The following is a 23,921-nucleotide window of genomic DNA, read 5'->3' as shown; positions in this document are numbered from 1 at the left end:
TTGGTTCCTCATAACCCTGCTTTCAAACTTGCTTCGATAAATTGATCCAGGCTGCCGTCGAGCACGGCCTGAGTATTGCGGGTTTCCACCCCGGTGCGCAGATCTTTAATGCGGGAGTCATCCAGCACATAAGAGCGGATCTGGCTGCCCCAGCCGATGTCAGATTTGGTATCTTCCATCGCCTGCTTCTCGGCATTTTTCTTCTGCATTTCCAGTTCATAAAGCTTGGCTTTCATCTGCTTCATGGCCTGGTCTTTGTTCTTGTGCTGTGAACGGTCGTTCTGGCACTGCGTCACTAAGCCGCTTGGAATGTGGGTAATACGCACCGCGGATTCCGTACGGTTAACGTGCTGACCACCCGCACCTGAGGCGCGGTAAACGTCAATACGCAGGTCTGCCGGGTTGATCTCGATATCAATGTCGTCATCCACTTCCGGATAGACAAACGCGGAACTGAACGAGGTATGGCGACGGCCGCCGGAATCAAACGGGCTCTTACGCACCAGGCGGTGAACGCCGGTTTCCGTTCTCAGCCAGCCGTAGGCGTAATCGCCAATAATCTTGATGGTCACGGATTTAATACCCGCGACTTCACCTTCAGACTCTTCGATAATCTCGGTTTTAAAACCGCGCGCTTCAGCCCAGCGCAGATACATACGCGTCAGCATGCTGGCCCAGTCCTGGGCTTCAGTCCCGCCGGAACCGGCCTGAATATCGAGGTAGCAGTCAGCGCTGTCGTATTCGCCGGAGAACATACGGCGGAACTCAAGCTGCGCCAGTTTCTCTTCCAGCACGTCCAGTTCGGCAACGGCTTCGTTGAAGGTCTCTTCGTCGTCGGCTTCAACGGCCAGTTCCAGCAGCCCGGAGACATCTTCCAGCCCCTGGGACATCTGGTCCAGCGTCTCAACGATGGCTTCCAGTGAAGAACGCTCTTTCCCCAGCGCCTGTGCGCGCTCGGGTTCGTTCCACACGTCCGGCTGTTCCAGCTCGGCGTTTACTTCTTCCAGACGCTCTTTCTTAGCATCGTAGTCAAAGATACCCCCTGAGAACGTCAGAGCGCTCCGTGAGGTCCTGAATGCGGTTTTTTACCGGATTTATTTCAAACATGGTCGATTTTCTTTTAATGGATTCGTCAAAATGCGGTGATAAGAGCGGAATTGTACCGGATCCCCGCTCTCTTTTATAGACACTTCGCCCTTCAGTGCGCCTCTTTATTGGCGGCTTTTTCGTCAGACCGGCCAGAGATGGTCGATGATAAGCTGCAGGCTGCGATTACCACGGAACTCATTAATATCGAGCTTATAGGCCAGCGTCACTTCACGCACGCCGTTATCCGGCCACATCGAAGTATCAACGTTGAAGGCAATACCGTCCAGCAGCGGGCCGCCGCCGACCGGTTCGACCATCACCTTCAGATGACGCTCGCCCACCAGTCGCTGTTGAAGCAGACGGAAACGGCCGTCAAACAGCGGTTCCGGGAACATCTGGCCCCAGGGGCCGGCTTCACGCAGCATATGGGCCACTTCCATGCTCATCTCCGCCGCCTCCAGCGGACCGTCGGACACCACTTCGCCCTGTAACAGCGCCGGATCCAACCACTCGGTGACCAGATCGCCGAAGCACTTCTGAAACTCGGCAAAGCGCGCCTCTTCCAGCGACAGCCCGGCCGCCATGGCGTGGCCGCCAAATTTCAGGATAAGCCCTGGGTTGAGGGTATCAAGACGCTCAAGCGCATCGCGCATGTGCAGCCCCTGAATGGAGCGACCGGACCCTTTTAACAACCCGTCGCCGGTTGGCGCAAAGGCAATCACCGGACGATGAAAACGCTCTTTAATGCGCGACGCCAGAATGCCGACCACTCCCTGATGCCACTGCGGGTGATACATCGCCAGCCCGCCGGGCAGAGTATCGCCGCTGCGTTCAAGCTGCTCGCACAGCGTCAGCGCCTCGACCTGCATGCCCTGCTCAATCTCTTTGCGGGTCTGGTTTAACGCATCCAGCTCGTTGGCCAGCATCCGCGCCTCACCGACGTTGTCGCACAGCAGCAGCGCCACGCCGACCGACATATCATCCAGCCTGCCTGCCGCGTTCAGTCGCGGTCCCAGGGCAAAGCCCAGGTCGCTGGCCGCCAGCTTTTGCGGATCGCGGTTGGCGATCTCCAGCAGCGCTTTGATCCCCGGACGGCACTTGCCCGCCCGAATACGGCTCAACCCCTGCCAGGTCAGGATCCGGTTATTAGCATCCAGCGGCACCACGTCCGCTACCGTTCCCAGGGCAACCAGATCCAGCAGTTCTGCCAGATTGGGGGCTGCAATTCCGCGGGTCTCAAACCAGTTTTTATCACGCAGGAAGGTACGCAGTGCCAGCATCAGGTAGAACGCCACACCCACGCCAGCTAACGATTTCGACGGGAACTCGCAGTCGCGCAGATTGGGATTCACGATGGCTTCCGCCGCCGGTAATGTATCACCCGGCAGGTGGTGATCGGTCACCACCACCGGGATCCCCAACGCGTGTGCGTGATCGACACCGGCGTGCGATGAAATCCCGTTATCGACGGTCATGATCATCTGCGCACCGCGCGCATGGGCCTGATCGACAACTTCAGGACTTAGCCCGTAGCCATCTTCAAAACGGTTCGGGACCAGATAGGAGACATTGCTATAGCCCAGCGCACGCAGCGCCAGCACGCTCAGTGCGGTACTGGTGGCACCATCGGCGTCAAAATCGCCGACCACGACGATATGCAACTCTTGCTGGAAAGCGCTGTACAGCATCTCCACCGCGCGCTCGATGCCGTTCAGCTGCGTCCATGGCAGCATGCCTTTGACACCGCGCTCCAGCTCCTGGGCGCGCAGCACACCGCGGCTGCTGTACAGACGCTGCAGCAGTGGTGGCAGGTCCGCGGGTAAATCAGCCCCGTCAACCGCCTCGCGGCGGCGTAGTTGTATCTGTGGTTTCACGCGAATTATTTACCGCTTGTCTGTTTTTGATGCTCATCAAGGAAGGCTTTCAGCTCTTTCGGCCCCTGATAACCCGGCAGCACGTAGCCGTTGCTCAACACCATCGCCGGTGTCCCGTTCACGCCAAACTGCACACCAAGCGTGTAGTGCTTGCTGATATCAACGTTGCAGCTTGCGGCCTGTACGCCTTTACCAGCCATGGCGTCATCCAACGCTTTGTTGCGATCTTTCGCGCACCAGATCGCTTTCATATCCTGTTCCGCCTGGCTTTGCAGCCCCTGACGCGGGAAAGCCAGATAACGCACGGTGATCCCCAGCGCGTTATAGTCGCTCATCTCTTCGTGCAGCTTGTGGCAGTAGCCGCAGGTGATATCGGTAAACACGGTGATCACATGTTTTTCCTGCGGCGCTTTGTAGATGATCATCTCTTTTTCCAGCGCGTTCAGCTTGCCTACCAGCAACGCGTTGGTGACGTTAAGCGGCTGCGCACCGCTGACGTCATACATCGGCCCCTGGATGACATGTTTACCGTCATCGGTCACATACAGTACGCCGCTGTCGGTCAGCACGGTGCTCATCCCGCTAACCGGGGAAGGCTGAATATCCGTACTCTGCACACCCAGCTTGGTCAGCGACTGTTTGATGGCCGCCGTGTCAGCATGCGCGGCCCCGGACAGCGTTGCCGCCAGCAGAGTGAACATCAATAAACCGTTTTTCATACATCGTCCTTTTTAGTCAGCACTCACGCCCGTGGGTGATGCTGTTGATGAAGTTGTCTCAGACGCTCGGTCGCCACGTGGGTGTAGATCTGCGTCGTAGAGAGATCGCTATGCCCTAATAGCATCTGTACCACGCGCAAATCCGCGCCGTGGTTAAGTAAGTGCGTGGCAAACGCATGGCGTAACACATGCGGTGAAAGCTTCGCGCTGTCGATGCCGGCCAGCACGGCATAGTGCTTAATTCGATGCCAGAAAGTCTGGCGCGTCATCTGCTGCGCACGCTGGCTGGGGAAAAGCACATCAGAGGCCACGCCGTTGAGCAGCCAGGGACGCCCGTACTCCAGGTAGTTCTCCACCCACAGCACCGCCTCTTCGCCAAGCGGAACCAGCCGCTCTTTATTCCCTTTACCGACCACCCGCAGCACCCCCTGACGCAGGCTGATATCGCTCATCGTCAGGCCGACTAGCTCCGACACGCGCAGTCCGGTGGCGTACAGCACCTCCAGCATCGCTTTATCGCGTAACTCTAAGGGCTGTTCGACCAGCGGCGCCTGCAGCAGGCGATCGACCTGGGCTTCACTCAGGTCTTTCGGTAGCCGCTGCGGCAGTTTCGGTGACGCCAGCAGCGCGCTGGGATCGTCCGGGCGTACTTTTTCCCGATACAGATGCTGAAAGAAGCGGCGCACGGCGCTCAACAAGCGCGCGGTGCTGGTGGCTTTATAGCCTCCCGTCTGTCTTTCGGCCAGCAGCGCCTGCAGATCCTCGCCGCTGACGCTTATCAAGGTCAACGCGCGATGGTGCAGCCATTCCACCACCATGGTCAGATCCCGTCGGTAGGCGCTGAGCGTATTTTCTGCAAGATTACGCTCCAGCCACAGCGCATCGAGAAACTGTTCGATTCGTGCAAGATCCTGTTCCACATCGGCCTCTTTGCTCGTTAAAACGGCTCCAGTATACCCAAATTAGTTGCCCTGCTGGGCAAAAACGGCAGCGCGCGGTGTTCTCAGTCGTTGAACCTGCAACCTTAAGTATGCGGCCGGCGGCGGCTTTCTGATAAACTAAGCGCAAAGTCACAGCATGAATTGAGATGTTTACCCCATGAACATAGGTCTTTTTTACGGCTCCAGCACCTGCTACACCGAGATGGCGGCGGAGAAGATTCGCGATATCATCGGTCCGGAACTGGTGACGCTGCACAATCTGAAAGATGATTCCCCTGCCCTGATGACAGAATATGACGTGCTGATCCTCGGCATTCCGACATGGGATTTCGGTGAGATTCAGGAAGACTGGGACGCTATCTGGCAGCAGTTAGACACCCTGGATCTGCAGGATAAAATTGTGGCGATGTACGGCATGGGCGACCAGTTGGGCTACGGCGAATGGTTCCTCGACGCGCTGGGCATGCTGCACGATAAGCTGAGCACCAAAGGGGTGAAGTTTATCGGTTACTGGCCGACGGAAGGGTACGAATTCACCAGCCAGAAACCCATTATAGCCGATGGCCAGCTGTTCGTCGGCCTGGCGCTTGATGAAACGAACCAGTATGAGATGAGCGACGATCGCCTGCAGAACTGGTGCGAGCAAATCCTGGGCGAAATGGCTGAGCAGTTCGCCTGATCGCTCTTAGTCCTGCGCCGGTTTTTGTAACACCAACCGGCGCAAATCACGCCACTCTTTTGCGTCCATACTGTCCGCCGCAACCCACAAATGCTGGCTGCGGCGCGTTTCGCTCTCCCGCAGGCGCAGCAGCATACCGCTGTTAATCACCCAGGGCGTACCGACGATTTCCCACTCCGCTTTTTGCCAGCGCAGACGTGAATCGGTCAGCAGTTTTATTTCTCCCCGACAGGCGTGGATCCGCCGCTGGCTGCGAACGCAGTCAAACACCACCAGCGACAGCAGTAACAGCCATAGCGGTGTGTAGCTCAGCGGCCAGGGCATGAGCAGCACTATCGCCGCCACAATGCCGTGAAGCAGCAGTGAAAACCACTGCGAACGCCAGGAGATGCGTAAATCAGATTGCCACAGGACCACGTTCCCGATTCCGAGTCTGGATTAATTTTACCATCCGTTGCAGTTGCGCATCCGCCGGTTCGCCATGGTTCATCAGCCAGTTGAACAGATCCGGATCGTCGTTTTCTAACAGACGAATGAACAGCAGCTTGTCGTCATCACTGAGCGTATCGTACTCATACTCAAAAAACGGCATGATAGAGATATCGAGTTCGCGCATACCCCGGCGGCATGCCCAGTGGATACGGGCTTTATTAGTAATGTCCATGTTGTCCTTCCAGCATAAAGATACACAGTGCATTCTTCAGGTTAGCGGGATGCGACCTGATGAATGTTATTGATAGGTTAGTTTAACCCGTTTTTTGCACTTACTTTACAGCAATATCGCAATCAGAGAACGTCGCTCGCAAAAAACCATAAAATAACCATGGTTTTATCTACCTTCGTTGCCTGTTCGTTTAGCTCATCAGGGCACAAATCGCCTGCCAAAAGCGCTTGCATTGCACCATAGCTCTTTTACCATTAGTGACTCACTCTGCGTTAAGCTATTCAGGACATGACTATGGCTTTTACACCTTTTCCCCCGCGCCAGCCTTCCGCTTCCGCCCGTCTGCCGTTAACGCTGATGACGCTGGATGACTGGGCGCTGTCGACGATAACTGGTCAGGATGCCGAGAAGTATCTTCAGGGACAGATTACCGCCGATGTCAGCGCGCTGACCGACGATCGGCACCTGCTTGCCGCGCACTGTGATGCTAAGGGCAAGATGTGGAGCAATCTGCGGGTCTTTCATCGCCAGGGCGGTTTTGCCTGGATCGAACGCCGCAGCCTGCGCGACGCGCAGCTGACCGAACTGAAAAAATACGCGGTATTCTCCAAAGTTGTCATTGCTGCCGACGATGAACACGTCCTGCTGGGCGTTGCCGGTTTCCAGGCCCGTGCCGCGCTGGCGCCGCTGTTTAACGAACTGCCGGACAGCGATAAACCGCTAGTGACCGACGGCGCCACCAGTCTGCTGTGGTTTGAACATCCGGCTGAGCGTTTCCTGCTGGTGACCGATGTCGCAACCGCAACCCGCATTACCGATGCGCTGCGCAGCGATGCTCAACTGAACAACAGCCAGCAGTGGCTGGCGTTGAATATCGAAGCGGGCCTGCCGGTCATTGACAGCGCCAACAGCGCGCAGTTCATTCCGCAAGCCACTAACCTGCAGGCACTGGGCGGCATCAGCTTTAAAAAAGGCTGTTATACCGGTCAGGAAATGGTCGCACGGGCTAAATTCCGCGGCGCCAACAAACGTGCGCTGTGGTATCTGACGGGTAAAGCCAGCCGCGTGCCGCAGGCCGGGGAAGATCTTGAGCTGAAGATGGGCAAAAACTGGCGCCGGACCGGCACCGTGCTGGCCGCGGTTCAGCTGGATGATGGCCATCTGCTGGTGCAGGTAGTGATGAATAACGATATGGAGCCGGACAGCGTGTTCCGCGTACGCGATGATGCCGGTACGTTAAGCATCGTTCCGCTGCCGTACTCATTGGAAGAGAGCTAAGGCTCACAGGCCTGATGTCCCGACAACCGCCGCGCCGCTGGAGATCTCCCGATGGCGCGGCGTCTTAGCTACACCTGGCCGACGTATAAATAGATCGCCAGGAAATGACAGACGCTGCCGCCCAGCACAAAGCCGTGCCAGATAGCATGGTTATAAGGGATGCGCTTGCAGACGTAGAAGATAACCCCCAGCGAATAGACGACCCCGCCCACCGCCAGCAGCGTAACCCCACCCGCCGCCAGTTTGATCGCCAGCTGATACACCACGATTAATGACAGCCAGCCCATCGTCAGATAGGTCACCAGCGAGAGGATCTTAAAGCGATGCGCGATGGTGAGCTTAAACAAAATCCCCAGCAGCGCCAGGCTCCAGATGACAATCATCAGGCCCCGTGACAGCGGCGAATTGAGCCCCACCAGCAAAAAAGGGGTATAGGTCCCGGCAATCAACAGATAGATGGCGCAGTGGTCGAATTTCTTCAGCCACTGCTTAGCCCGCTGATGAGGGATCGCGTGATAGAGCGTGGACGCGAGGAACAGCATGATCATGCTGCCGCCATACAGGCTGTAGCTGGTAATTGCCGTGGCGCTGGCGTTGCTATCTATCGCCTGAACCAGTAGAAGCACCAGACCGACGATACCGAACACCAGCCCGATTCCATGGCTGATACTGTTGGCAATTTCCTCTGCCAAAGAATAACCCTGTGTGATTAATGGCTTGCGAACCATATTTGACTCCGAAAACAAGAACGCTTTCAATGCACACCTAGGGTAACTGAGAATGATTCCAGTGAACACCTGTTAGCTAAAATAAATAGATGAATTTTTGTGAACTCAATAAAATCATAAGGTTAAATTAAATTTTCACCTAACAGTCGTTCGCTGTTTTATCAAAGCTTTTGAAATTCAATAACATAAAACTGGTCATCATCAGGGTAGATCTCGCCGATCACCTGACGCAGCTGCGGCAGCGTCATATTCTCCTGTTGCGCGTGGCGTTCTGTCAGCGTATCGAGCGTGACCGTCGAGGTCCCCACCACCTGAATCGTACAAAAATAGCCGTCATCTTCATAGCGACCAACCCGCAACACATCCCCGGTTTTAAAATGCGATTCGGCAGCATCGCGGATGGTGATCGTTTTCCGCCCGGCAAGGATGTCGTCCTGAAAGCGTTGAAAAAAAGTTATGTCATTCGGCTGCATGATATAATTCCCTCCTGGTCATTATGAATTGTGAGTTGTTACTGTGAGCATGTTCTCCCACGCGGCGATTGCCAGTCTCAATAATCTTGAGATGATGGTCTACCACTACGTCATCAAAAATCGTGACAAGGTGATGTACATGACCATTCGCGAGCTGGCAGAAGCCACCGGGGTCTCTACGACCACCGTCCTGCGCTTTTGTCGCAAACTGCAGTGTGAAGGATACTCGGAGTTTCGCGTACGCTTTAAATTATATCTCGAGCAGAACCAGCCTCAACAGGCAAATATCGGCGCCAGCGAAATCATGAGCTTTTTTAAAAGCGTCAATAATGACGAGTTTGATGATTTACTCGACCGCGCGGTCGATATTATTCTGGCCTCAGAGCGAATTATATTTGTTGGTGCCGGCACCTCCGGCGCCCTCGCAAAATATGGCGCACGGTTTTTCTCTAATGTCGGGAAATTCAGCAACCATATCGACGATCCTTATTTCCCGGTGACCAACGATATGGCTCGTAACGCGCTGGCGATCGTCTTGTCCGTTTCCGGGGAAACCGAAGAGATCCTGCGCTTCGCCAGCCAGTTCAGCCTGCACAACTGCAAGGTAATGTCAGTCACCAGTCATGAACACTCGCGACTGGCAAAGCTTGCAGACTTCAACCTCTCCTGGCACGTGCCGCAAACCCGCATCGGCGGCGTGTACGATATTACTACCCAAATACCAGTCATATATATTCTGGAATCCCTCGGCCGTAAATTAGCGCGCAAACTGGCCTGAAAATAACACCCTGTTTTTTCGATGTAACATATTCCACATAGCGGAAATTGTTATATCGTGACATTTATATTCCCTTTGTTAGACTCAAAATCAGATGCTATTTGATGAGATCAGCAAAGATGAAAAAAATCACTTTACCGAAAGACTTTTTATGGGGCGGTGCGGTAGCAGCGCACCAGGTGGAAGGCGGCTGGAATAAAGACGGCAAAGGCCCGAGCATTTGTGACGTGCTGACCGGCGGCGCCCACGGCGTTCCACGCGAAATCACCCATGAAGTGGAAGCCGGGAAATACTACCCGAACCACGAAGCCATCGACTTCCACGGCCGCTACAAAGAAGACATCAAACTGTTTGCCGAAATGGGCTTCAAGTGTTTTCGTACCTCCATCGCCTGGACCCGCATCTTCCCGCTGGGTGATGAAACCCAGCCCAACGAAGAGGGGCTGAAGTTCTATGACGACATGTTTGATGAGCTGCTGAAATACAACATCGAGCCGGTTATCACCCTCTCCCACTTTGAAATGCCGCTGCACCTGGTGCAGCAGTACGGTGGCTGGACCAACCGTAAAGTGGTCGATTTCTTTGTGCGTTTCGCCGAAGTCGTGTTCGAGCGCTATAAGCACAAAGTGAAATACTGGATGACCTTTAACGAGATCAACAACCAGCGTAACTGGCGCGCGCCGTTGTTCGGCTATTGCTGCTCGGGCGTGGTCTATACCGAACATGAAAACCCGGAAGAGACCATGTACCAGGTGCTGCATCACCAGTTCGTTGCCAGTGCCCTGGCGGTGAAGGCGGCACGGCGCATCAACCCGCAAATGCAGGTTGGCTGCATGCTGGCGATGGTGGCGCTCTATCCGTTCTCCTGTAAACCTGAAGATGTGATGTTCGCACAGGAATCGATGCGTGAACGCTACGTCTTTACCGACGTACAGTTGCGCGGCTACTACCCCACCTACGTCCTGAACGAATGGGAACGCCGCGGCTTCAACATCGTGATGGAAGCAGGCGATGAGCAGATCCTGCGTGAAGGGACCTGCGATTATCTCGGCTTCAGCTACTACATGACCAACGCGGTCAAAGCGGAAGGCGGCAGCGGCGATGCGATCTCTGGCTTTGAAGGCAGCGTGCCGAACCCGCACGTGAAAGCGTCCGACTGGGGCTGGCAGATTGACCCGGTTGGCCTGCGCTATGCGCTGTGCGAACTGTATGAACGCTACCAGAAACCGCTGTTTATCGTGGAAAACGGTTTTGGCGCTTACGACAAAGTCGAAGCAGACGGCAGCATCAACGACGACTACCGTATCGACTATCTGCGCGCCCACGTGGAAGAGATGATCAAAGCGGTCACCTATGATGGCGTCGATCTGATGGGCTACACCCCGTGGGGCTGCATCGATTGCGTTTCCTTCACCACCGGGCAGTACAGCAAGCGCTACGGCTTTATCTACGTCAACAAACATGACGATGGCACCGGCGACATGTCCCGCTCGCGCAAGAAAAGCTTCAACTGGTACAAAGAAGTCATCGCCAGCAACGGCGAAAAGCTCTGATTGTCCCTCGCACGCTTCCTCTCCCCATAACGGGAGAGGAAATTCCCCCGCGCTTACAGACACTTCTTTACAGCTTTAACATTGCTAAAACCTGCTCGCCCGATAAGATAAGCCTCGTGAATTATTGAGGCGATAATGATTAAGCGACAGCGAAAAGCCATTCTTCTTGTAGCCCTTGCCTGTCTGGTGGTGCTGGTATGCACCGCGCAGCGTATGGCCGGGCTGCACGCGCTTGTCATGAATGCCACGGCTGTGACGCAATCAGCCCAACAGGGACCAGAAACGGCGGAAGCGCCGGTCACGCCCTGCGAGCTGAGTGCGAAATCTCTGCTGGCATCACCGCCAGTGCTGTTCGAAGGTGCCTTACTGGCTGTCGCGCTGTTGCTGACGCTGCTGGCGGCAATCCTGCCCCGCATCGAGCGTCTCTGGCCTCCCCGCGTTATTTCCCCTCCCCGGCTACGGGTGCATCTGCGATTGTGCGTTTTCCGTGAATGAGTATTTCCCTGAACACTCGGGTTAATTAATCATTTATGGAGAAAATTTATGCTTATGGTATTCAGGCGACTGCTGGTCTGCCTGCTTTGGCTATGGCTGCCCGTCAGCCAGGCTGCCGACAGCGGCTGGCTGCGCACCGCCGATAATCAACACGCCAGCGTCCGGCTGCGCGCCCAGAGTGAAAGCAGCGATAGCGCACGCCTGCTGCTGGATGTGAAGCTGGAAAAAGGCTGGAAAACCTACTGGCGTTCGCCCGGCGAAGGCGGCATTGCGCCCGCTATCGTCTGGAATACGCCGCTGGATGTTACCTGGGACTGGCCAACCCCGCAGCGCTTTGACGTCGCGGGAATATCCACCCAGGGCTACCACGACCGCGTCAGCTTTCCGCTGGCGATCCGCGGCCCGCTGCCGCAGACCTTGAGCGGCGTGCTGACGCTATCCACCTGCAGCAACGTCTGTATTCTGACCGACTACCCCTTCTCGCTGGAGATGAGCGCCTCACCGGGAGACGACTTTGGCTACGATTTTACCCGGGCGCTGGGCACCTTGCCGCGACCGGATGGCCTCACTTCCCTGCTGACCTCAACCTATCGCGACGGAAAACTGACGGTAACGGCGGTACGCGATGCGGGTTGGCAGCAGCCCGCGCTGTTTATCGACAGTATGGATGATGTCGATTTTGGCAAACCGACGTTCTCGCTGAAAGACGATACGCTTATCGCACAGATCCCGGTCAGCGACGGCTGGGGTGAGGCAGCGCCCAACCTGAGCGGCAAACGCCTGTCGTTGGTCCTTGCCGACAGCGGGCTGGCGCAGGAAAGCGCGCTGACCATTGGCCCAGGCACACCGGTCGCGGCACCGTCGTTATGGTGGGTGTTGCTGATGGCGCTGGCAGGTGGCCTGATCCTCAACGTGATGCCCTGCGTGCTGCCGGTGCTGGCCATGAAGCTCGGTTCACTGGTGCAGAGTGGCGGGCGGGAGCGCGGCGTGGTACGCCGGCAGTTCATGGCCTCGGTGTGCGGGATCGTGGTGTCATTTCTGGCGCTGGCGCTGATGATGACCCTGCTGCGCCTGGGCAACCAGGCCCTGGGCTGGGGGATTCAGTTCCAGAATCCGTGGTTTATTGGTGCGATGGCGCTGGTGATGGTGCTGTTCAGCGCCAGCCTGCTGGGCCTGTTTGAGATCCGCCTTTCCTCCGGCACCAGCACGTTTCTGGCCACTCGCGGCGGCCATGGGCTGATGGGCCACTTCTGGCAGGGAGCATTTGCGACGCTGCTGGCGACCCCCTGCACCGCACCGTTTCTCGGCACCGCCGTCTCGGTCGCTCTGATGGCGCCGCTGCCGCTGCTGTGGGGGATTTTCTTCGCTATGGGAGTGGGCATGAGCCTGCCCTGGTTGCTGGTCGCCGCCTGGCCGGGACTTGCCCGACACCTGCCACGCCCTGGACGCTGGATGAACATCCTGCGCGTGGTGCTCGGGTTGATGATGCTGGGCTCATCGCTGTGGCTGATTAGCCTGCTGACGGTGCATCTCGGTCAGATGCCGGTTATTGTGCTGGTCGTGCTGCTGACGCTGGCGCTGCTGCTGGCAATTCTCTGGCGCTACCGCTGGCGCACGGCGCTGGGGGCCGGCGTGCTGGCGCTTGCTGTCGCCGGGGCCTTCACGCTGTTTTTCCAGCCTGATAGTCAGGCGTCGCACCGCGACCGTATCAACTGGCAACCCCTCAGTGAGCAAGCGATTATCGACGCGCTGGCCAACCATCAGCGGGTGTTTATCGATGTCACCGCCGACTGGTGCGTGACCTGTAAAGCTAATAAATACAACGTGCTGCTGCGTGACGATGTCCAGCGCGCCCTGGCGGAACCGGACGTGGTTGCCCTGCGCGGCGACTGGAGTCGTCCATCGGAAACCATCAGCCGTTTCCTGACCACCCGCGGCAGCGCCGCCGTTCCTTTTAATCAAATCTACGGACCGGGATTACCGCAGGGCCACGTGCTGCCTCCGCTGTTAAATCGCGACGAACTCCTCGCCACCCTGTCTGATGCGAAAGGTCAATAATCATGAGAATCATCACCGCCCTGCTTCTGCTGTGTCTGTCCACCTTCAGCCTGGCTGCCCCGGCTGAGCAACCCGACTCATCCGCCGACGACCAGTTGGCAAAACTGCTGTTCAACGACCCCGACAGTCCGCGGCTTGGTGCCAAAAACCCGCGTCTGACGATCGTGTCGTTTACCGATTACAACTGCCCCTACTGCAAGCAGTTCGATCCGCAGCTGGAGAAGATCGTTCGCGAGAATCCTGACGTGCTGCTGATCGTGAAGCTGCTGCCGTTTAAAGGCCAGAGCTCGGTAAACGCCGCCAAAGCCGCACTCTCTACGTGGCGCCAGCAGCCGGATAAATTCTGGCCGCTGCATCAGCGTCTGATGGCGAAAAAAGGTTACCACGATGATGCCAGCATTCTTGCCGCCCGCCAGAAAACGGCAACGGACGGCGTAAAGATTGATGACCAGACTATGGATCCCCTCAAGATGAACCTGATTTTGTCGCAGGTGCTGAATATTCAGGGCACCCCGGCGACAATCATCGGCGATCAGATGGTGGCCGGCGCCATTCCCTATGACGATCTGGAGGAGCTGGTGAAAACGCAGCTGGAAAAAGCCAATGGCCAGTAAATTACGCCGATGGCTGCGCGAGCTGGTGATTCTGCTGCTGCTCGCTGCGGCGCTCATCACCGGTATGGATTATCTGCGCCAGCCCGCGCTGCCGCAGAACTTTACCAGCACGCCATTACAGACGCTGGATGGCAAGGCGGTCGATCTGACCGCCATGAGCCAACAGCGTCCGCTGCTGCTCTACGTCTGGGCGACCTGGTGCGGGGTCTGTCGCTACACCACGCCGTCGGTCTCAGCCCTGGCGAGCCACGGGGAAAACGTCATGTCGGTGGCGCTACGCTCCGGGGACGATGCTACCCTGACGCGCTGGCTGGCGCAGAAAAAGCTGGCGCTGCCGACGGTGAACGACTCTCAGGGCCAGCTTTCCCGGCAATGGGATGTTCAGGTGACGCCGACGCTGATCGTTATCTCCGGTGGCGAAGTGAAGTCGGTCACCACCGGCTGGACCAGCAGTTGGGGAATGCGCCTGCGGTTGTGGCTGGCGTCATAGCCCGGCTTACGCAGTGCTTAGCCGGGCGACGAGTGGAGTGTAGTCGCGGTTATTTGCCGCCGGCCAGTTCGAGGAAACTACCGGTCACGTAGGAAGCTTTGTCGCTCAGCAGCCAGGCGATAGCCTGCGCGACTTCCTCGGGCTGACCGCCGCGTTGCATCGGCAGCGCGGCTTTTACCCGATCCACTCGCCCCGGTTCACCGCCGCTGGCGTGCATTTCGGTATAGATAAAGCCAGGGCGTACGCCGTTTACGCGAATGCCCTGTGCCGCCACTTCCAGCGCCAGCCCGGTAGTCAACGTATCCACGGCGCCTTTCGATGCGGCATAATCCACATATTCTCCCGCTGCCCCCAACCGTGATGCCGCCGACGAGACGTTGACAATTGCCCCGCCTTTGCCGTCATGCCTGAATGACATCCGCTTCACCGCCTCGCGACAACAGAGGAAATAGCCGGTGACATTGGTGCTCAGCACCTGATTAATCCGCTCGGCGGTCAGGTTTTCAATGGTGCTCTGGGTAAACAGGATCCCCGCGTTGTTGACCAGGGCGGTCAACGGTTCATCCAGCTTATCGATACTGTCGAACATCGCCATGACCTGGGCTTCATCGCTGATATCCGCAGGTAGCGCCACTGCTTTGCCGCCCAGAATGACAATCTCATTCACTACCGCCATCGCGGCATTAATATTGCGGTGATAATTCACCACCACGGTATAGCCTTCCTGCGCCAGCAGCAGTGCGGTCGCCCTGCCAATTCCCCGGCTGGCGCCGGTAATCAGTGCTAAAGCCATATGACTCTCCCAAAAATAAAGGCGCCGAAGCGCCTTTAGAAGATAGTCCAGTCAGCTAATTACTGGTATTCGCTCATCGGGACGCAGGAGCAGAACAGGTTGCGGTCACCGTAGACATCATCCAAACGCTTCACCGTCGGCCAGTATTTGTTATCCAGACCTGCCGGGAATACCGCCAGCTCACGGGTATACGGGTGCAGCCATTCAGCCACCAGCTCGCCCTGAGTATGCGGTGCGTTCACCAGCGGGTTGTCTTCCAGCGGCCATTCACCCGCTTTCACACGGTCAATTTCACCACGGATCGCCAGCATCGCGTCAATGAAGCGGTCCAGCTCGACTTTGCTTTCCGATTCGGTCGGCTCAACCATCAGGGTTCCGGCGACCGGGAAGGACATGGTCGGCGCATGGAAGCCAAAGTCGATCAGACGCTTGGCGATATCCAGTTCACTGATGCCGGTCTCTTCTTTCAGCGGACGAATATCAAGAATACATTCGTGCGCCACACGGCCGTCGCGACCGGTATAGAGCACCGGGAACGCCTCTTTCAGACGGGTCGCGATGTAGTTGGCGTTCAGGATAGCCACCTGGCTCGCCTGCTTCAGCCCTTCTGCGCCCATCATGCGGATGTACATCCAGCTGATTGGCAGAATAGATGCGCTGCCGAACGGTGCAGCAGACACCGCGCCCTGACGGGTCAGCATGCCTTCGATTTGTACCACACTGTGGCCCGGAACAAACGGAGCCAGGTGCGCTTTGACGCCAATCGGTCCCATACCTGGGCCGCCGCCGCCGTGCGGAATGCAGAAGGTTTTGTGCAGGTTAAGGTGCGATACGTCCGCACCGATAAAGCCCGGAGAGGTGATGCCCACCTGGGCATTCATGTTGGCACCGTCGAGATAAACCTGGCCGCCGAACTGATGCACGATTTCGCACACTTCGCGGATAGTCTCTTCGTACACGCCGTGCGTTGACGGGTAAGTAACCATGATGCAGGAGAGGTTCTCGCCCGCCTGCTCCGCCTTAAGGCGCAGATCCGCAAGGTCAATGTTGCCGTTTTTATCACAGGCCACCACCACTACCTGCATGCCGGCCATCTGTGCCGATGCCGGGTTGGTACCGTGCGCAGAGCTCGGGATCAGACAGATATCACGATGGCCTTCATTGCGGCTCTCGTGGTAGTGGCGGATCGCCAGCAGGCCCGCGTACTCGCCCTGTGCGCCGGAGTTCGGCTGCATGCAGACGGCGTCGTAGCCGGTCAGTTTAACCAGCCAGTCGGAGAGCTGGGCGATCATCTGATGATAGCCTTCGGCCTGTTCTGCCGGGCAGAACGGGTGCAGCTCGGCGAATTCCGGCCAGGTGATCGGGATCATTTCTGCCGCAGCGTTAAGCTTCATGGTGCAGGAACCCAGCGGGATCATCGCCTGATTCAGCGCCAGATCTTTACGCTCCAGCGAGTGCATATAGCGCATCATCTCGGTTTCGCTATGGTAGCGATTAAACACCGGGTGCGTCAGGATCGCATCATCACGCAGCATGCTTTCCTGGATAGAACGACTGTCGAGCGCCACGTCTTTATCCAGCGTATCGATATCCAGACCGTGGTTGTCGCCGATAATAGCGCGGAACAGGTTCACGACATCTTCGCGGGTGGTCGCTTCATCAAGGGTAATGCCAACCGCGTTGTGAATATCGCTGCGCAGGTTAATTTCCAGCGCTTCAGCACGTGCCAGCACCGCGGCTTTGTCGGCTACTTCTACGCACAGGGTGTCGAAGTAGTGCGCATGACGCAGCTTCAGCCCTTTTTTCTGCAGCCCATCGGCGAGGATGTCCGTCAGACGATGGATGCGGCTGGCGATACGCTTCAGGCCCGCTGGCCCGTGGAACACCGCGTACAGGCTGGCGATGTTGGCCAGCAGTACCTGGGAAGTACAGATATTGGAGTTCGCTTTCTCGCGGCGGATATGCTGCTCACGAGTCTGCATCGCCATACGCAGCGCGGTATTGCCCGCGGCATCTTTCGATACGCCGATGATACGGCCAGGCATAGAGCGTTTGAATTCATCTTTTGCGGCGAAGAAGGCCGCGTGCGGGCCGCCGTAGCCCATCGGTACGCCGAAACGCTGGGCGGAACCGAAGACGATATCGGCACCCTGCTTGCCCGGAGCGGTCAGCAGAACCAGCGTCATAAAGTCCGCCGCGACGCTGACCACGACTTTGCGTGCTTTCAGCTCGGCAATCAGTTTGCTGTAGTCGTGAATTTCACCGGTGGTGCCAACCTGCTGCAGCAGTACGCCAAACACGTCCTGATGGTCGAGGGCTTTTTCGGCATCATCGACGATAACGTCAAAACCGAAGGTTTCAGCACGGGTGCGGACCACATCGAGGGTCTGCGGGTGAATATCCGCAGCCACGAAGAAACGGTTGGCATTTTTCAGTTTGCTGACGCGTTTGGCCATCGCCATCGCTTCTGCCCCGGCGGTTGCTTCATCGAGCAGGGATGCGGAGGCAATATCCAGACCGGTCAGATCGAGGGTCACCTGCTGGAAGTTAAGCAGCGACTCCAGACGGCCCTGGGAGACTTCCGGCTGATACGGCGTATAGGCGGTGTACCAGCCCGGGTTTTCCAGCATATTGCGCTGAATAACCGGCGGCAGCTGCACGGCGGTGTAACCCATGCCGATGTAAGACTTGAAGCGCTTGTTACGACCGGCTACCGCCTTCAGTTCCGCCAGCGCGGCAAATTCGGTAGTCGCGTCACCCACCTGCGGTGGTGTCGCCAGCTGAATATCCTGTGGCACAATCTGGCCAATCAGGGCGTTAAGCGAGTCGGCGCCGACGGTTTGCAGCATCTCTTGCTGTTGCTGAGCATCCGGGCCGATGTGACGTTCAATAAAGGCGCCGCGGTTTTCAAGCTGACCTAAAGTCTGAGTCATGAGCGATGGTTCCTGAAACGTGCAGTGAATCGTATGTGTCTTTACTTATCTGAACAGGCAAAAATCATTCACGCCGCCAGCGCCTGGCGCCGCGGCGTGAAAGGGGCAACGCGGTTATTCGTTTTCCAGCAGCGCAGCGTAAGCCGCCGCATCCAGCAACGCCGCAACCTGCGCTTCATCGCTGGCCTTGATTTTAAAGATCCAGCCTTCAGCGTACGGGTCGCTGTTCACCAGCTCCGGAGAGTCGTTCAGCGCTTCGTTAACAGCCACAATCTCGCCGCTTACCGGGGCATAAATATCAGATGCCGCTTTTACCGACTCAGCTACCGCGCAGTCGTCGCCCGCTTCAACGGTTGCACCGACGTCCGGCAGGTCAACGAAGACCATATCGCCAAGCAATTCCTGAGCATGTTCGGTGATCCCAACGGTGTAGGTGCCGTCAGCTTCTTTGCGCAGCCATTCGTGTTCTTTACTGTATTTCAGTTCTGCTGGTACGTTGCTCATCAATTGATCTCCAAAAAGGGGGAATCACACTACGGCTTTGCCGTTGCGTACAAAAACAGGTTTAGTGACCTTGACCGGCATTTCGCGGTTGCGAATCTGCACGATGGCCGTTTCGCCGATACCGGCCGGTACGCGCGCCAGCGCGATACTGTAGCCCAGCGTCGGGGAGAAGGTGCCACTGGTAATAATACCTTCTTTCTGATTGCCCTCGGCATCGCTAAAGCGCACCGGCAGTCCGCCGCGCAGTACGCCTTTCTCGGTCATCACCAGGCCCACCAGCTGCTCGGTACCTTTTTCACGCTGCAGCTCCAGCGCTTCACGACCGATGAACGCACGGTCTGCCGGTTCCCAGGCAATGGTCCAGCCCATATTGGCGGCCAGTGGAGAGATACTTTCGTCCATCTCCTGGCCATACAGGTTCATCCCGGCTTCCAGGCGTAAGGTATCGCGCGCACCCAGGCCGCAAGGCTTCACGCCAGCGTCCAGCAGGCCACGCCAGAAATCGGCCGCCTGTTCATTTGGCAGCGCAATTTCGTACCCGGCTTCACCGGTGTAACCAGTGGTTGCAATAAACAGATCGCCAGCCTGCACGCCAAAGAAGGGTTTCATCCCGGCCACGGCCTGACGCTGAGCCTCGGTGAACAGGGTCGCGGCCTTCTCTTTCGCCTGCGGCCCCTGTACGGCAATCAGGGAAAGATCGTCACGGACGGTCATTTCAAGACCATACGGCTCAGCCTGCTGGGTGATCCAGGCGAGGTCTTTTTCACGGGTGGCGGAGTTAACAACGAGGCGGAAATAATCTTCAGAGAGGAAATAGACAATCAGGTCATCGATGACGCCGGCGGAAGCGGTCAGCATGCCGCTATAGAGCGCTTTGCCGGGGACCGTGAGCTTCGCCACATCGTTAGCCAGCAAATAGCGTAAGAACTCCCGAATACGGCTGCCGTGGAAGTCAACGATGGTCATGTGTGATACATCGAACATTCCGGCATCGCTGCGCACCACATGGTGCTCATCAATCTGGGAACCGTAATGCAGCGGCATCATCCAGCCATGGAAGTCCACCATGCGAGCGCCGCACAGCATGTGTTGTTCATACAACGGAGTCTGTTGAGCCATTTTTTCCTCATCGAGTAAAACGCAAGCAGCTACGAGTTGAGCGAGATTGTCTGGGCGATTTCACACGATAAAATCGACCGCCGGTGCCGTTATCAGACGCCGACGCAAACGTTCTCTTTTGCCTGAACTTACCACTGAACCCGGCGCTAAACCATAAGCTAAATCAGGACATCACATTAGCTTATGACTAAAATTCGCCAGAAAGACTACAGAGTTATTGACTGGAAAAAAGCGATTTATGCCACATAAAATTAACATCAATGACTAATAACGCCGAGCATGATGGTATTTTATGCGAAAAAACGGGCCTGTTTTCCATGACTAAAAATGAGAGACATTAATAAAACTAATGCGAAAAAATGGGTGAGATTAGTTTATTTCAAATGAGAAGGGAAAACCCGGCGCGGGGGCCGGGAAAAAGAAGTGTGACGGGCTTAACGTAACCAGCTGGGGAGATCGTTCAGGCCCATCGCCTGACGAATAAGCTGCGGTTTGACACCCGGCAAGGTGTCAGCCAGTTTGAGGCCGATATCGCGCAGCAGTTTCTTCGCCGGGTTGCTGCCGGAGAACATTTCCCGAAAGCCCTGCATCCCTGCCAGCATCATCGCGGCGCTGTGCTTGCGGCTACGCTCATAGCGACGCAGATACAGATGCTGACCAATATCTTTGCCCTGCCCGTGCAGGCGCCGGAGTTCATCAATCAACTCTGCAGCATCCATAAAGCCCAGGTTAACCCCCTGCCCGGCCAGCGGGTGGATGGTGTGGGCGGCATCGCCAACCAGCGCGAGACGATGGGCGGCAAACTGCCGAGCGTAGCGGCCGGTCAGCGGGAAAACCTGACGCTCGCTTTCCACATGGCACAGTCCCAGACGATTATCGAAAGCGATATTCAGTGCCTGATTAAAGGCTGCGTCATCCGCCTGCTGCATTCGTTGCGCTTCCTGCGGCGACAGCGACCAGACAATAGAGCACAGGTGCGGGTCGCTTAACGGCAGAAAGGCCAGAATGCCTTCGCCGTGGAACGCCTGGCGGGCAATCGCCTGATGGGGCTCTTCGGTGCGGATCGTGGCCACCAGCGCATGATGGCGGTAGTCCCAGAAGGTCAGCGGGATATCCGCCTTGTTGCGCAACCAGGAGTTCGCGCCATCGGCACCCACCACCAGTCGGGCTGTCAGCATCGTACCATCCTGCAGGCTCAGGAAGGCCTCGTTTTCGCCCCACGCCACCTGTTGCAACTGCGCCGGCGCCAGCAACGTCACATCAGCGCAGCGCTGGGCCTTCTGCCATAAGGCGTGATGGACAATGGCGTTTTCAATAATGTGACCCAGATGGCTAAAGCCCATGCTGCGATCGTCAAAGCAAATACGGCCGAAGCTGTCTTTATCCCACACTTCCATGCCGTGATAACAGCTGGCGCGCTGGGCGAGGATTGCCGGCCAGACATCCAGCTTGCTGAGCAGTTTTTCACTGGCAGCGTTAATGGCCGAAACCCGCAGCGCCGGCGGCGCGTCGGCATTCAGCGGCTGTGGCTCGGATTGTTCCAGCACCGCAACCCGCAGCCCGCTCCCCTGTAAACCACAGGCGACCGCCAACCCCACCATGCCTCCGCCAACAATGGCAACATCAACACTTTGCACGTTCAACTCCTTAACGGGGAACCCAACCGAGGGTACGCTGCGCCAGCGCATCACGCGCCGGGGTAAATAATTCCATGGCCATCAGACCCGCGTTGCGCCCCGCCACCAGCGGCGCCCAACGATTAGCAAACAGATGCACCAGACCATCGGTCACACCGATCGTGGCGGCTTTGTCATCCGCCCGCCGCGCCTGGTAATCGCACAGTAGCGAATACTCACCGGGATCCTGGCCGTTCGTGCTGGCCTGCGCCAGCAGTTCCGCCAAACTCATGACATCCCGCAGGCCCAGGTTAAAACCCTGACCGGCAATTGGATGCAAGGTCTGCGCCGCGTTGCCGACCAGCGCCAGACGATGCGCAACGGGGCGCGTCGCGGTGGTCAGCGCCAGGGGATACACGCTACGCGTTCCGGCATGGGTGATGCGTCCCAACCGCCAGCCGAATGCCTGCTGCAGCCGTTCGCAAAACTCCGCGTCGGACCAGCTCAGCACCGCATCACGCTGCGATTGTGGGTGACACCATACCAGTGAACAGCGGCCCTGCGACATAGGGAGCATCGCCAGAGGGCCATGCTCAGTAAAGCGTTCAAACGCCCGCCCTTCATGGGGCAAGGCGGTACTGACGTTAGCAATCACCGCCAGTTGTTCATAGGGCTGTTGCTGCCAGCTCATGCCGCAGCGTGCGCCCAGCGTGGAACGCGAGCCGTCGGCAGCCACCAGCAGCTGACCGGCAATCGTCTGACCGTTGTCCAGCGTGATACTAACGCCATCCTCCCATCGGCTGACGTCTTCGACTTTCGCCGGACAGTGCAGTGTGATCCCCGGCGCGTCGCGCAGTTGCGCAAACAGGCGCTGGCCAATATCGTGGAGCTCGACAACCTGCCCCAGCGCGGCCAGGTTGTAATCCTGCGCATCAAGCGTGACGAAGCCCGCATGCCCACGATCGCTGACGTGGACTCGCTGAATCGGCGTCGCGCAATCGGCAATCCCCTGCCAGATACCAACGCGTGCCAGCTGCTGACAGGTGCCGGCCGCCAGCGCAATGGCGCGGGCGTCAAAGCCAGGGTGTTGCGACGAATCCGGCTGCGCAGCCTCCACCAGATGAACCGCAAGAGTCCCTCTGGTCAGGCGAGAAATCGCCAGCGCCAGCGTCGCGCCGGTCATCCCACCACCAACGATCAGTACGCTCATGACTGCCGGGCCGCCGCCATCAGCGCCTCGATATCGTCGGCGTTTTTCACCACGCCTGCGGTCAGGTTTTCGTTACCGTCAGCGGTGATCACGATATCGTCTTCAATGCGCACCCCAATGCCGCGGTACTGCGGCGGGACATCGGCATCGACGGCAATGTAGAGACCCGGCTCAACGGTCAGCACCATACCCGGCTCAAGAAGACGCGAACGTTCAACATCGTAGAAGCCCACATCATGGACATCCAGCCCCAGCCAGTGGCTCAGGCCATGCATGAAGTAAGGTCGATGAGCGTTGTTCGCCATCAGCTCGTCCACTTCGCCTTTCAGGATCCCGAGGCGCACCAGGCCGCTAATCATGATGCGCACCACCTGCTGGTTCACCTGTTGAATCGAGGTTCCGGGACGGAAAAGCGTCAGCGCCGTGTCGAGCGATTCGAGGACGATATCGTAAATCTCGCGCTGCGCCGGGCTGAATTTGCCGTTCACCGGGAACGTACGGGTGATGTCCCCCGCATAGCCGCGATATTCACAGCCGGCGTCAATCAGAACCAGATCGCCATCGCGCAGCTCGGATTCGTTTTCGGTGTAGTGAAGAATACAGCCGTTTTCGCCCCCGCCAACGATGGTGTTGTAGGATGGGAAGCGTGCACCGTGGCGGGTAAATTCATGCAGAATTTCCCCTTCCAGTTGGTATTCAAACATCCCCGGGCGGCACTGCTGCATCGCGCGGGTGTGGGCCAGCGCGGAAATCTCACCGGCACGACGCATAACCTCCAGCTCTTCTGCTGATTTAAACAGGCGCATTTCATGCACCATCGGCCGCCAGTCAACCACCGCGCCCGGTGCCTGCAGATTCTGGCGCGAGCCTTTGCGCAGTTTATCGAGCGCGTTGAAGACGATTTTGTCTGCGTAGTCGTATTCGCCCTGCGCAAAGTAGATAGCGTCAAGGCCGTTGAGCAACTGGAACAACTGCTGATTAATTTCGCTAAATGCGAGGGCGCGATCGACACCCAGCTTCGCCGGTGCCGCATCCTGCCCAAGACGGCGACCGAACCAGATCTCGGCAGTTAAATCGCGGACGCGGTTAAACAGCACGCTATGGTTGTGGGTGTCGTCGCTTTTAATCAACACCAGCAGGGCTTCCGGCTCATTAAATCCCGTGAAGTACCAAAAATCGCTGTTCTGCCGGTAGGGATATTCTGAATCTGCGCTACGTACCGCTTCCGGTGCGGCAAAAATCAGCGCCGCGCTGCCTGGCTGCATCTGCGCCAACAGAGCCTGGCGACGAGAAAGAAATTCCTGCTGTGTCAT

23 protein-coding genes are annotated in these 23,921 nt (G+C 57.4%); 8 read left to right on the top strand and 15 right to left on the bottom strand.

The genetic code is table 11. The features are described from left to right. Positions 1-8: 8 nt before the first annotated feature. The 4 genes from prfB to xerD form a co-directional block, all read right to left on the bottom strand. A protein-coding gene (gene prfB / locus ACMYSP_RS16650) for a peptide chain release factor 2 (RefSeq protein WP_123756566.1) occupies positions 9-1,107 on the bottom strand; the annotation gives its coding sequence in 2 pieces (ribosomal slippage) (positions 9-1,031 and positions 1,033-1,107; 1,098 coding nt in all). 122 nt (positions 1,108-1,229) lie between these two features. Further along, positions 1,230-2,963 (bottom strand): single-stranded-DNA-specific exonuclease RecJ, encoded by a 1,734-nt coding sequence (gene recJ / locus ACMYSP_RS16645; RefSeq protein ID WP_434583161.1) that lies wholly within the window; start codon positions 2,961-2,963, stop codon positions 1,230-1,232. A gap of 5 nt (positions 2,964-2,968) precedes the next feature. Beyond that, positions 2,969-3,682, bottom strand: coding sequence for a bifunctional protein-disulfide isomerase/oxidoreductase DsbC (dsbC, locus tag ACMYSP_RS16640; protein WP_434583160.1), 714 nt, complete (start codon positions 3,680-3,682; stop codon positions 2,969-2,971). Positions 3,683-3,705: 23 nt separating this feature from the next. After that, positions 3,706-4,602, bottom strand: coding sequence for a site-specific tyrosine recombinase XerD (gene xerD / locus ACMYSP_RS16635; protein ID WP_123756563.1), 897 nt, complete (start codon positions 4,600-4,602; stop codon positions 3,706-3,708). A gap of 178 nt (positions 4,603-4,780) precedes the next feature. Here xerD and fldB point away from each other — a divergent pair, with 178 nt between their 5' ends. Further along, complete coding sequence (gene fldB, locus ACMYSP_RS16630) at positions 4,781-5,302, top strand: flavodoxin FldB (RefSeq protein WP_434583159.1); 522 nt, start codon at positions 4,781-4,783, stop codon at positions 5,300-5,302. Positions 5,303-5,308: 6 nt separating this feature from the next. Here fldB and ACMYSP_RS16625 read toward each other — a convergent pair whose 3' ends face one another. Next, on the bottom strand, positions 5,309-5,719 hold the full coding sequence (locus ACMYSP_RS16625) for a protein YgfX (RefSeq protein ID WP_434583158.1): 411 nt from the start codon (positions 5,717-5,719) through the stop codon (positions 5,309-5,311). Further along, a complete protein-coding gene (gene sdhE / locus ACMYSP_RS16620) occupies positions 5,700-5,966 on the bottom strand; it encodes an FAD assembly factor SdhE (RefSeq protein ID WP_123756560.1) in 267 nt (88 codons plus the stop codon). The genes ACMYSP_RS16625 and sdhE overlap by 20 nt, the downstream gene beginning before the upstream one ends. A gap of 294 nt (positions 5,967-6,260) precedes the next feature. Here sdhE and ygfZ point away from each other — a divergent pair, with 294 nt between their 5' ends. Next, positions 6,261-7,244: a tRNA-modifying protein YgfZ gene (gene ygfZ, locus ACMYSP_RS16615; protein ID WP_434583157.1), complete on the top strand. Its 984-nt coding sequence runs from the start codon at positions 6,261-6,263 to the stop codon at positions 7,242-7,244. 68 nt (positions 7,245-7,312) lie between these two features. Here the strand turns inward: ygfZ and trhA are convergent, their stop codons facing one another. Beyond that, positions 7,313-7,972: a PAQR family membrane homeostasis protein TrhA gene (trhA, locus tag ACMYSP_RS16610; RefSeq protein WP_123756936.1), complete on the bottom strand. Its 660-nt coding sequence runs from the start codon at positions 7,970-7,972 to the stop codon at positions 7,313-7,315. Positions 7,973-8,133: 161 nt separating this feature from the next. After that, positions 8,134-8,445, bottom strand: a complete 312-nt coding sequence (gene yqfB, locus ACMYSP_RS16605) for a N(4)-acetylcytidine aminohydrolase (RefSeq protein WP_434583156.1) — start codon at positions 8,443-8,445, stop codon at positions 8,134-8,136. 49 nt (positions 8,446-8,494) lie between these two features. Between yqfB and ACMYSP_RS16600 the strand changes: the two genes are divergently transcribed. The 6 genes from ACMYSP_RS16600 (at position 8,495) to ACMYSP_RS16575 (ending at position 14,433) form a co-directional block, all read left to right on the top strand. Further along, positions 8,495-9,223 (top strand): MurR/RpiR family transcriptional regulator, encoded by a 729-nt coding sequence (locus tag ACMYSP_RS16600; RefSeq protein ID WP_434587125.1) that lies wholly within the window; start codon positions 8,495-8,497, stop codon positions 9,221-9,223. Positions 9,224-9,342: 119 nt separating this feature from the next. After that, the gene (locus tag ACMYSP_RS16595; protein ID WP_434583155.1) at positions 9,343-10,776 is read left to right on the top strand and encodes a 6-phospho-beta-glucosidase; all 1,434 of its coding nucleotides are present in this window, start codon (positions 9,343-9,345) and stop codon (positions 10,774-10,776) included. A gap of 135 nt (positions 10,777-10,911) precedes the next feature. After that, complete coding sequence (locus ACMYSP_RS16590) at positions 10,912-11,271, top strand: copper resistance protein (protein ID WP_434583154.1); 360 nt, start codon at positions 10,912-10,914, stop codon at positions 11,269-11,271. Between the two features lie 48 nt (positions 11,272-11,319). Then, positions 11,320-13,329 carry a protein-disulfide reductase DsbD family protein gene (locus tag ACMYSP_RS16585; protein WP_434583153.1) on the top strand — a complete coding sequence of 670 codons (2,010 nt, stop codon included), beginning with the start codon at positions 11,320-11,322 and terminating at the stop codon, positions 13,327-13,329. 2 nt (positions 13,330-13,331) lie between these two features. Then, positions 13,332-13,943 carry a DsbA family protein gene (locus tag ACMYSP_RS16580; protein ID WP_434583152.1) on the top strand — a complete coding sequence of 204 codons (612 nt, stop codon included), beginning with the start codon at positions 13,332-13,334 and terminating at the stop codon, positions 13,941-13,943. Further along, positions 13,933-14,433, top strand: a complete 501-nt coding sequence (locus tag ACMYSP_RS16575; protein ID WP_434583151.1) for a protein disulfide oxidoreductase — start codon at positions 13,933-13,935, stop codon at positions 14,431-14,433. The genes ACMYSP_RS16580 and ACMYSP_RS16575 overlap by 11 nt, the downstream gene beginning before the upstream one ends. 49 nt (positions 14,434-14,482) lie before the next feature. Here ACMYSP_RS16575 and ACMYSP_RS16570 read toward each other — a convergent pair whose 3' ends face one another. The 7 genes from ACMYSP_RS16570 to pepP all read right to left on the bottom strand — a co-directional run bounded on the left by ACMYSP_RS16570 (position 14,483) and on the right by pepP (position 23,921). Continuing rightward, positions 14,483-15,226, bottom strand: a complete 744-nt coding sequence (locus ACMYSP_RS16570) for an SDR family oxidoreductase (RefSeq protein ID WP_123756551.1) — start codon at positions 15,224-15,226, stop codon at positions 14,483-14,485. 59 nt (positions 15,227-15,285) lie between these two features. Beyond that, positions 15,286-18,159: an aminomethyl-transferring glycine dehydrogenase gene (gcvP, locus tag ACMYSP_RS16565; protein WP_434583150.1), complete on the bottom strand. Its 2,874-nt coding sequence runs from the start codon at positions 18,157-18,159 to the stop codon at positions 15,286-15,288. Positions 18,160-18,273: 114 nt separating this feature from the next. Next, on the bottom strand, positions 18,274-18,663 hold the full coding sequence (gene gcvH / locus ACMYSP_RS16560; protein ID WP_434583149.1) for a glycine cleavage system protein GcvH: 390 nt from the start codon (positions 18,661-18,663) through the stop codon (positions 18,274-18,276). Between the two features lie 24 nt (positions 18,664-18,687). Next, a complete protein-coding gene (gene gcvT / locus ACMYSP_RS16555; protein ID WP_434583148.1) occupies positions 18,688-19,782 on the bottom strand; it encodes a glycine cleavage system aminomethyltransferase GcvT in 1,095 nt (364 codons plus the stop codon). 434 nt (positions 19,783-20,216) lie between these two features. After that, on the bottom strand, positions 20,217-21,419 hold the full coding sequence (ubiI, locus tag ACMYSP_RS16550; protein ID WP_434583147.1) for an FAD-dependent 2-octaprenylphenol hydroxylase: 1,203 nt from the start codon (positions 21,417-21,419) through the stop codon (positions 20,217-20,219). 10 nt (positions 21,420-21,429) lie between these two features. Next, positions 21,430-22,608 (bottom strand): 2-octaprenyl-6-methoxyphenyl hydroxylase, encoded by a 1,179-nt coding sequence (gene ubiH / locus ACMYSP_RS16545; protein WP_434583145.1) that lies wholly within the window; start codon positions 22,606-22,608, stop codon positions 21,430-21,432. Continuing rightward, positions 22,605-23,921: a Xaa-Pro aminopeptidase gene (gene pepP / locus ACMYSP_RS16540; RefSeq protein ID WP_434583144.1), complete on the bottom strand. Its 1,317-nt coding sequence runs from the start codon at positions 23,919-23,921 to the stop codon at positions 22,605-22,607. Before pepP ends, ubiH begins: the two co-directional genes overlap by 4 nt.

The organism is Klebsiella sp. R390, assembly GCF_051131745.1.
GTDB lineage: Bacteria > Pseudomonadota > Gammaproteobacteria > Enterobacterales > Enterobacteriaceae > Klebsiella.
The sequence above is the reverse complement of the archived record's forward strand: the minus strand, read 5'-3'. Positions and strand labels throughout refer to the sequence as shown.

Coding starts and splice junctions, on each gene's coding strand:
- dsbC (WP_434583160.1), bottom strand. CDS start 3,682: ATGAAAAACGGTTTATTGATGTTCACTCTGCTGGCGGCAACGCTGTCC.
- fldB (WP_434583159.1), top strand. CDS start 4,781: ATGAACATAGGTCTTTTTTACGGCTCCAGCACCTGCTACACCGAGATG.
- sdhE (WP_123756560.1), bottom strand. CDS start 5,966: ATGGACATTACTAATAAAGCCCGTATCCACTGGGCATGCCGCCGGGGT.
- ygfZ (WP_434583157.1), top strand. CDS start 6,261: ATGGCTTTTACACCTTTTCCCCCGCGCCAGCCTTCCGCTTCCGCCCGT.
- trhA (WP_123756936.1), bottom strand. CDS start 7,972: ATGGTTCGCAAGCCATTAATCACACAGGGTTATTCTTTGGCAGAGGAA.
- yqfB (WP_434583156.1), bottom strand. CDS start 8,445: ATGCAGCCGAATGACATAACTTTTTTTCAACGCTTTCAGGACGACATC.
- ACMYSP_RS16600 (WP_434587125.1), top strand. CDS start 8,495: ATGTTCTCCCACGCGGCGATTGCCAGTCTCAATAATCTTGAGATGATG.
- ACMYSP_RS16595 (WP_434583155.1), top strand. CDS start 9,343: ATGAAAAAAATCACTTTACCGAAAGACTTTTTATGGGGCGGTGCGGTA.
- ACMYSP_RS16590 (WP_434583154.1), top strand. CDS start 10,912: ATGATTAAGCGACAGCGAAAAGCCATTCTTCTTGTAGCCCTTGCCTGT.
- ACMYSP_RS16585 (WP_434583153.1), top strand. CDS start 11,320: ATGCTTATGGTATTCAGGCGACTGCTGGTCTGCCTGCTTTGGCTATGG.
- ACMYSP_RS16580 (WP_434583152.1), top strand. CDS start 13,332: ATGAGAATCATCACCGCCCTGCTTCTGCTGTGTCTGTCCACCTTCAGC.
- ACMYSP_RS16575 (WP_434583151.1), top strand. CDS start 13,933: ATGGCCAGTAAATTACGCCGATGGCTGCGCGAGCTGGTGATTCTGCTG.
- ACMYSP_RS16570 (WP_123756551.1), bottom strand. CDS start 15,226: ATGGCTTTAGCACTGATTACCGGCGCCAGCCGGGGAATTGGCAGGGCG.
- gcvP (WP_434583150.1), bottom strand. CDS start 18,159: ATGACTCAGACTTTAGGTCAGCTTGAAAACCGCGGCGCCTTTATTGAA.
- gcvH (WP_434583149.1), bottom strand. CDS start 18,663: ATGAGCAACGTACCAGCAGAACTGAAATACAGTAAAGAACACGAATGG.
- gcvT (WP_434583148.1), bottom strand. CDS start 19,782: ATGGCTCAACAGACTCCGTTGTATGAACAACACATGCTGTGCGGCGCT.
- ubiH (WP_434583145.1), bottom strand. CDS start 22,608: ATGAGCGTACTGATCGTTGGTGGTGGGATGACCGGCGCGACGCTGGCG.
- pepP (WP_434583144.1), bottom strand. CDS start 23,921: ATGACACAGCAGGAATTTCTTTCTCGTCGCCAGGCTCTGTTGGCGCAG.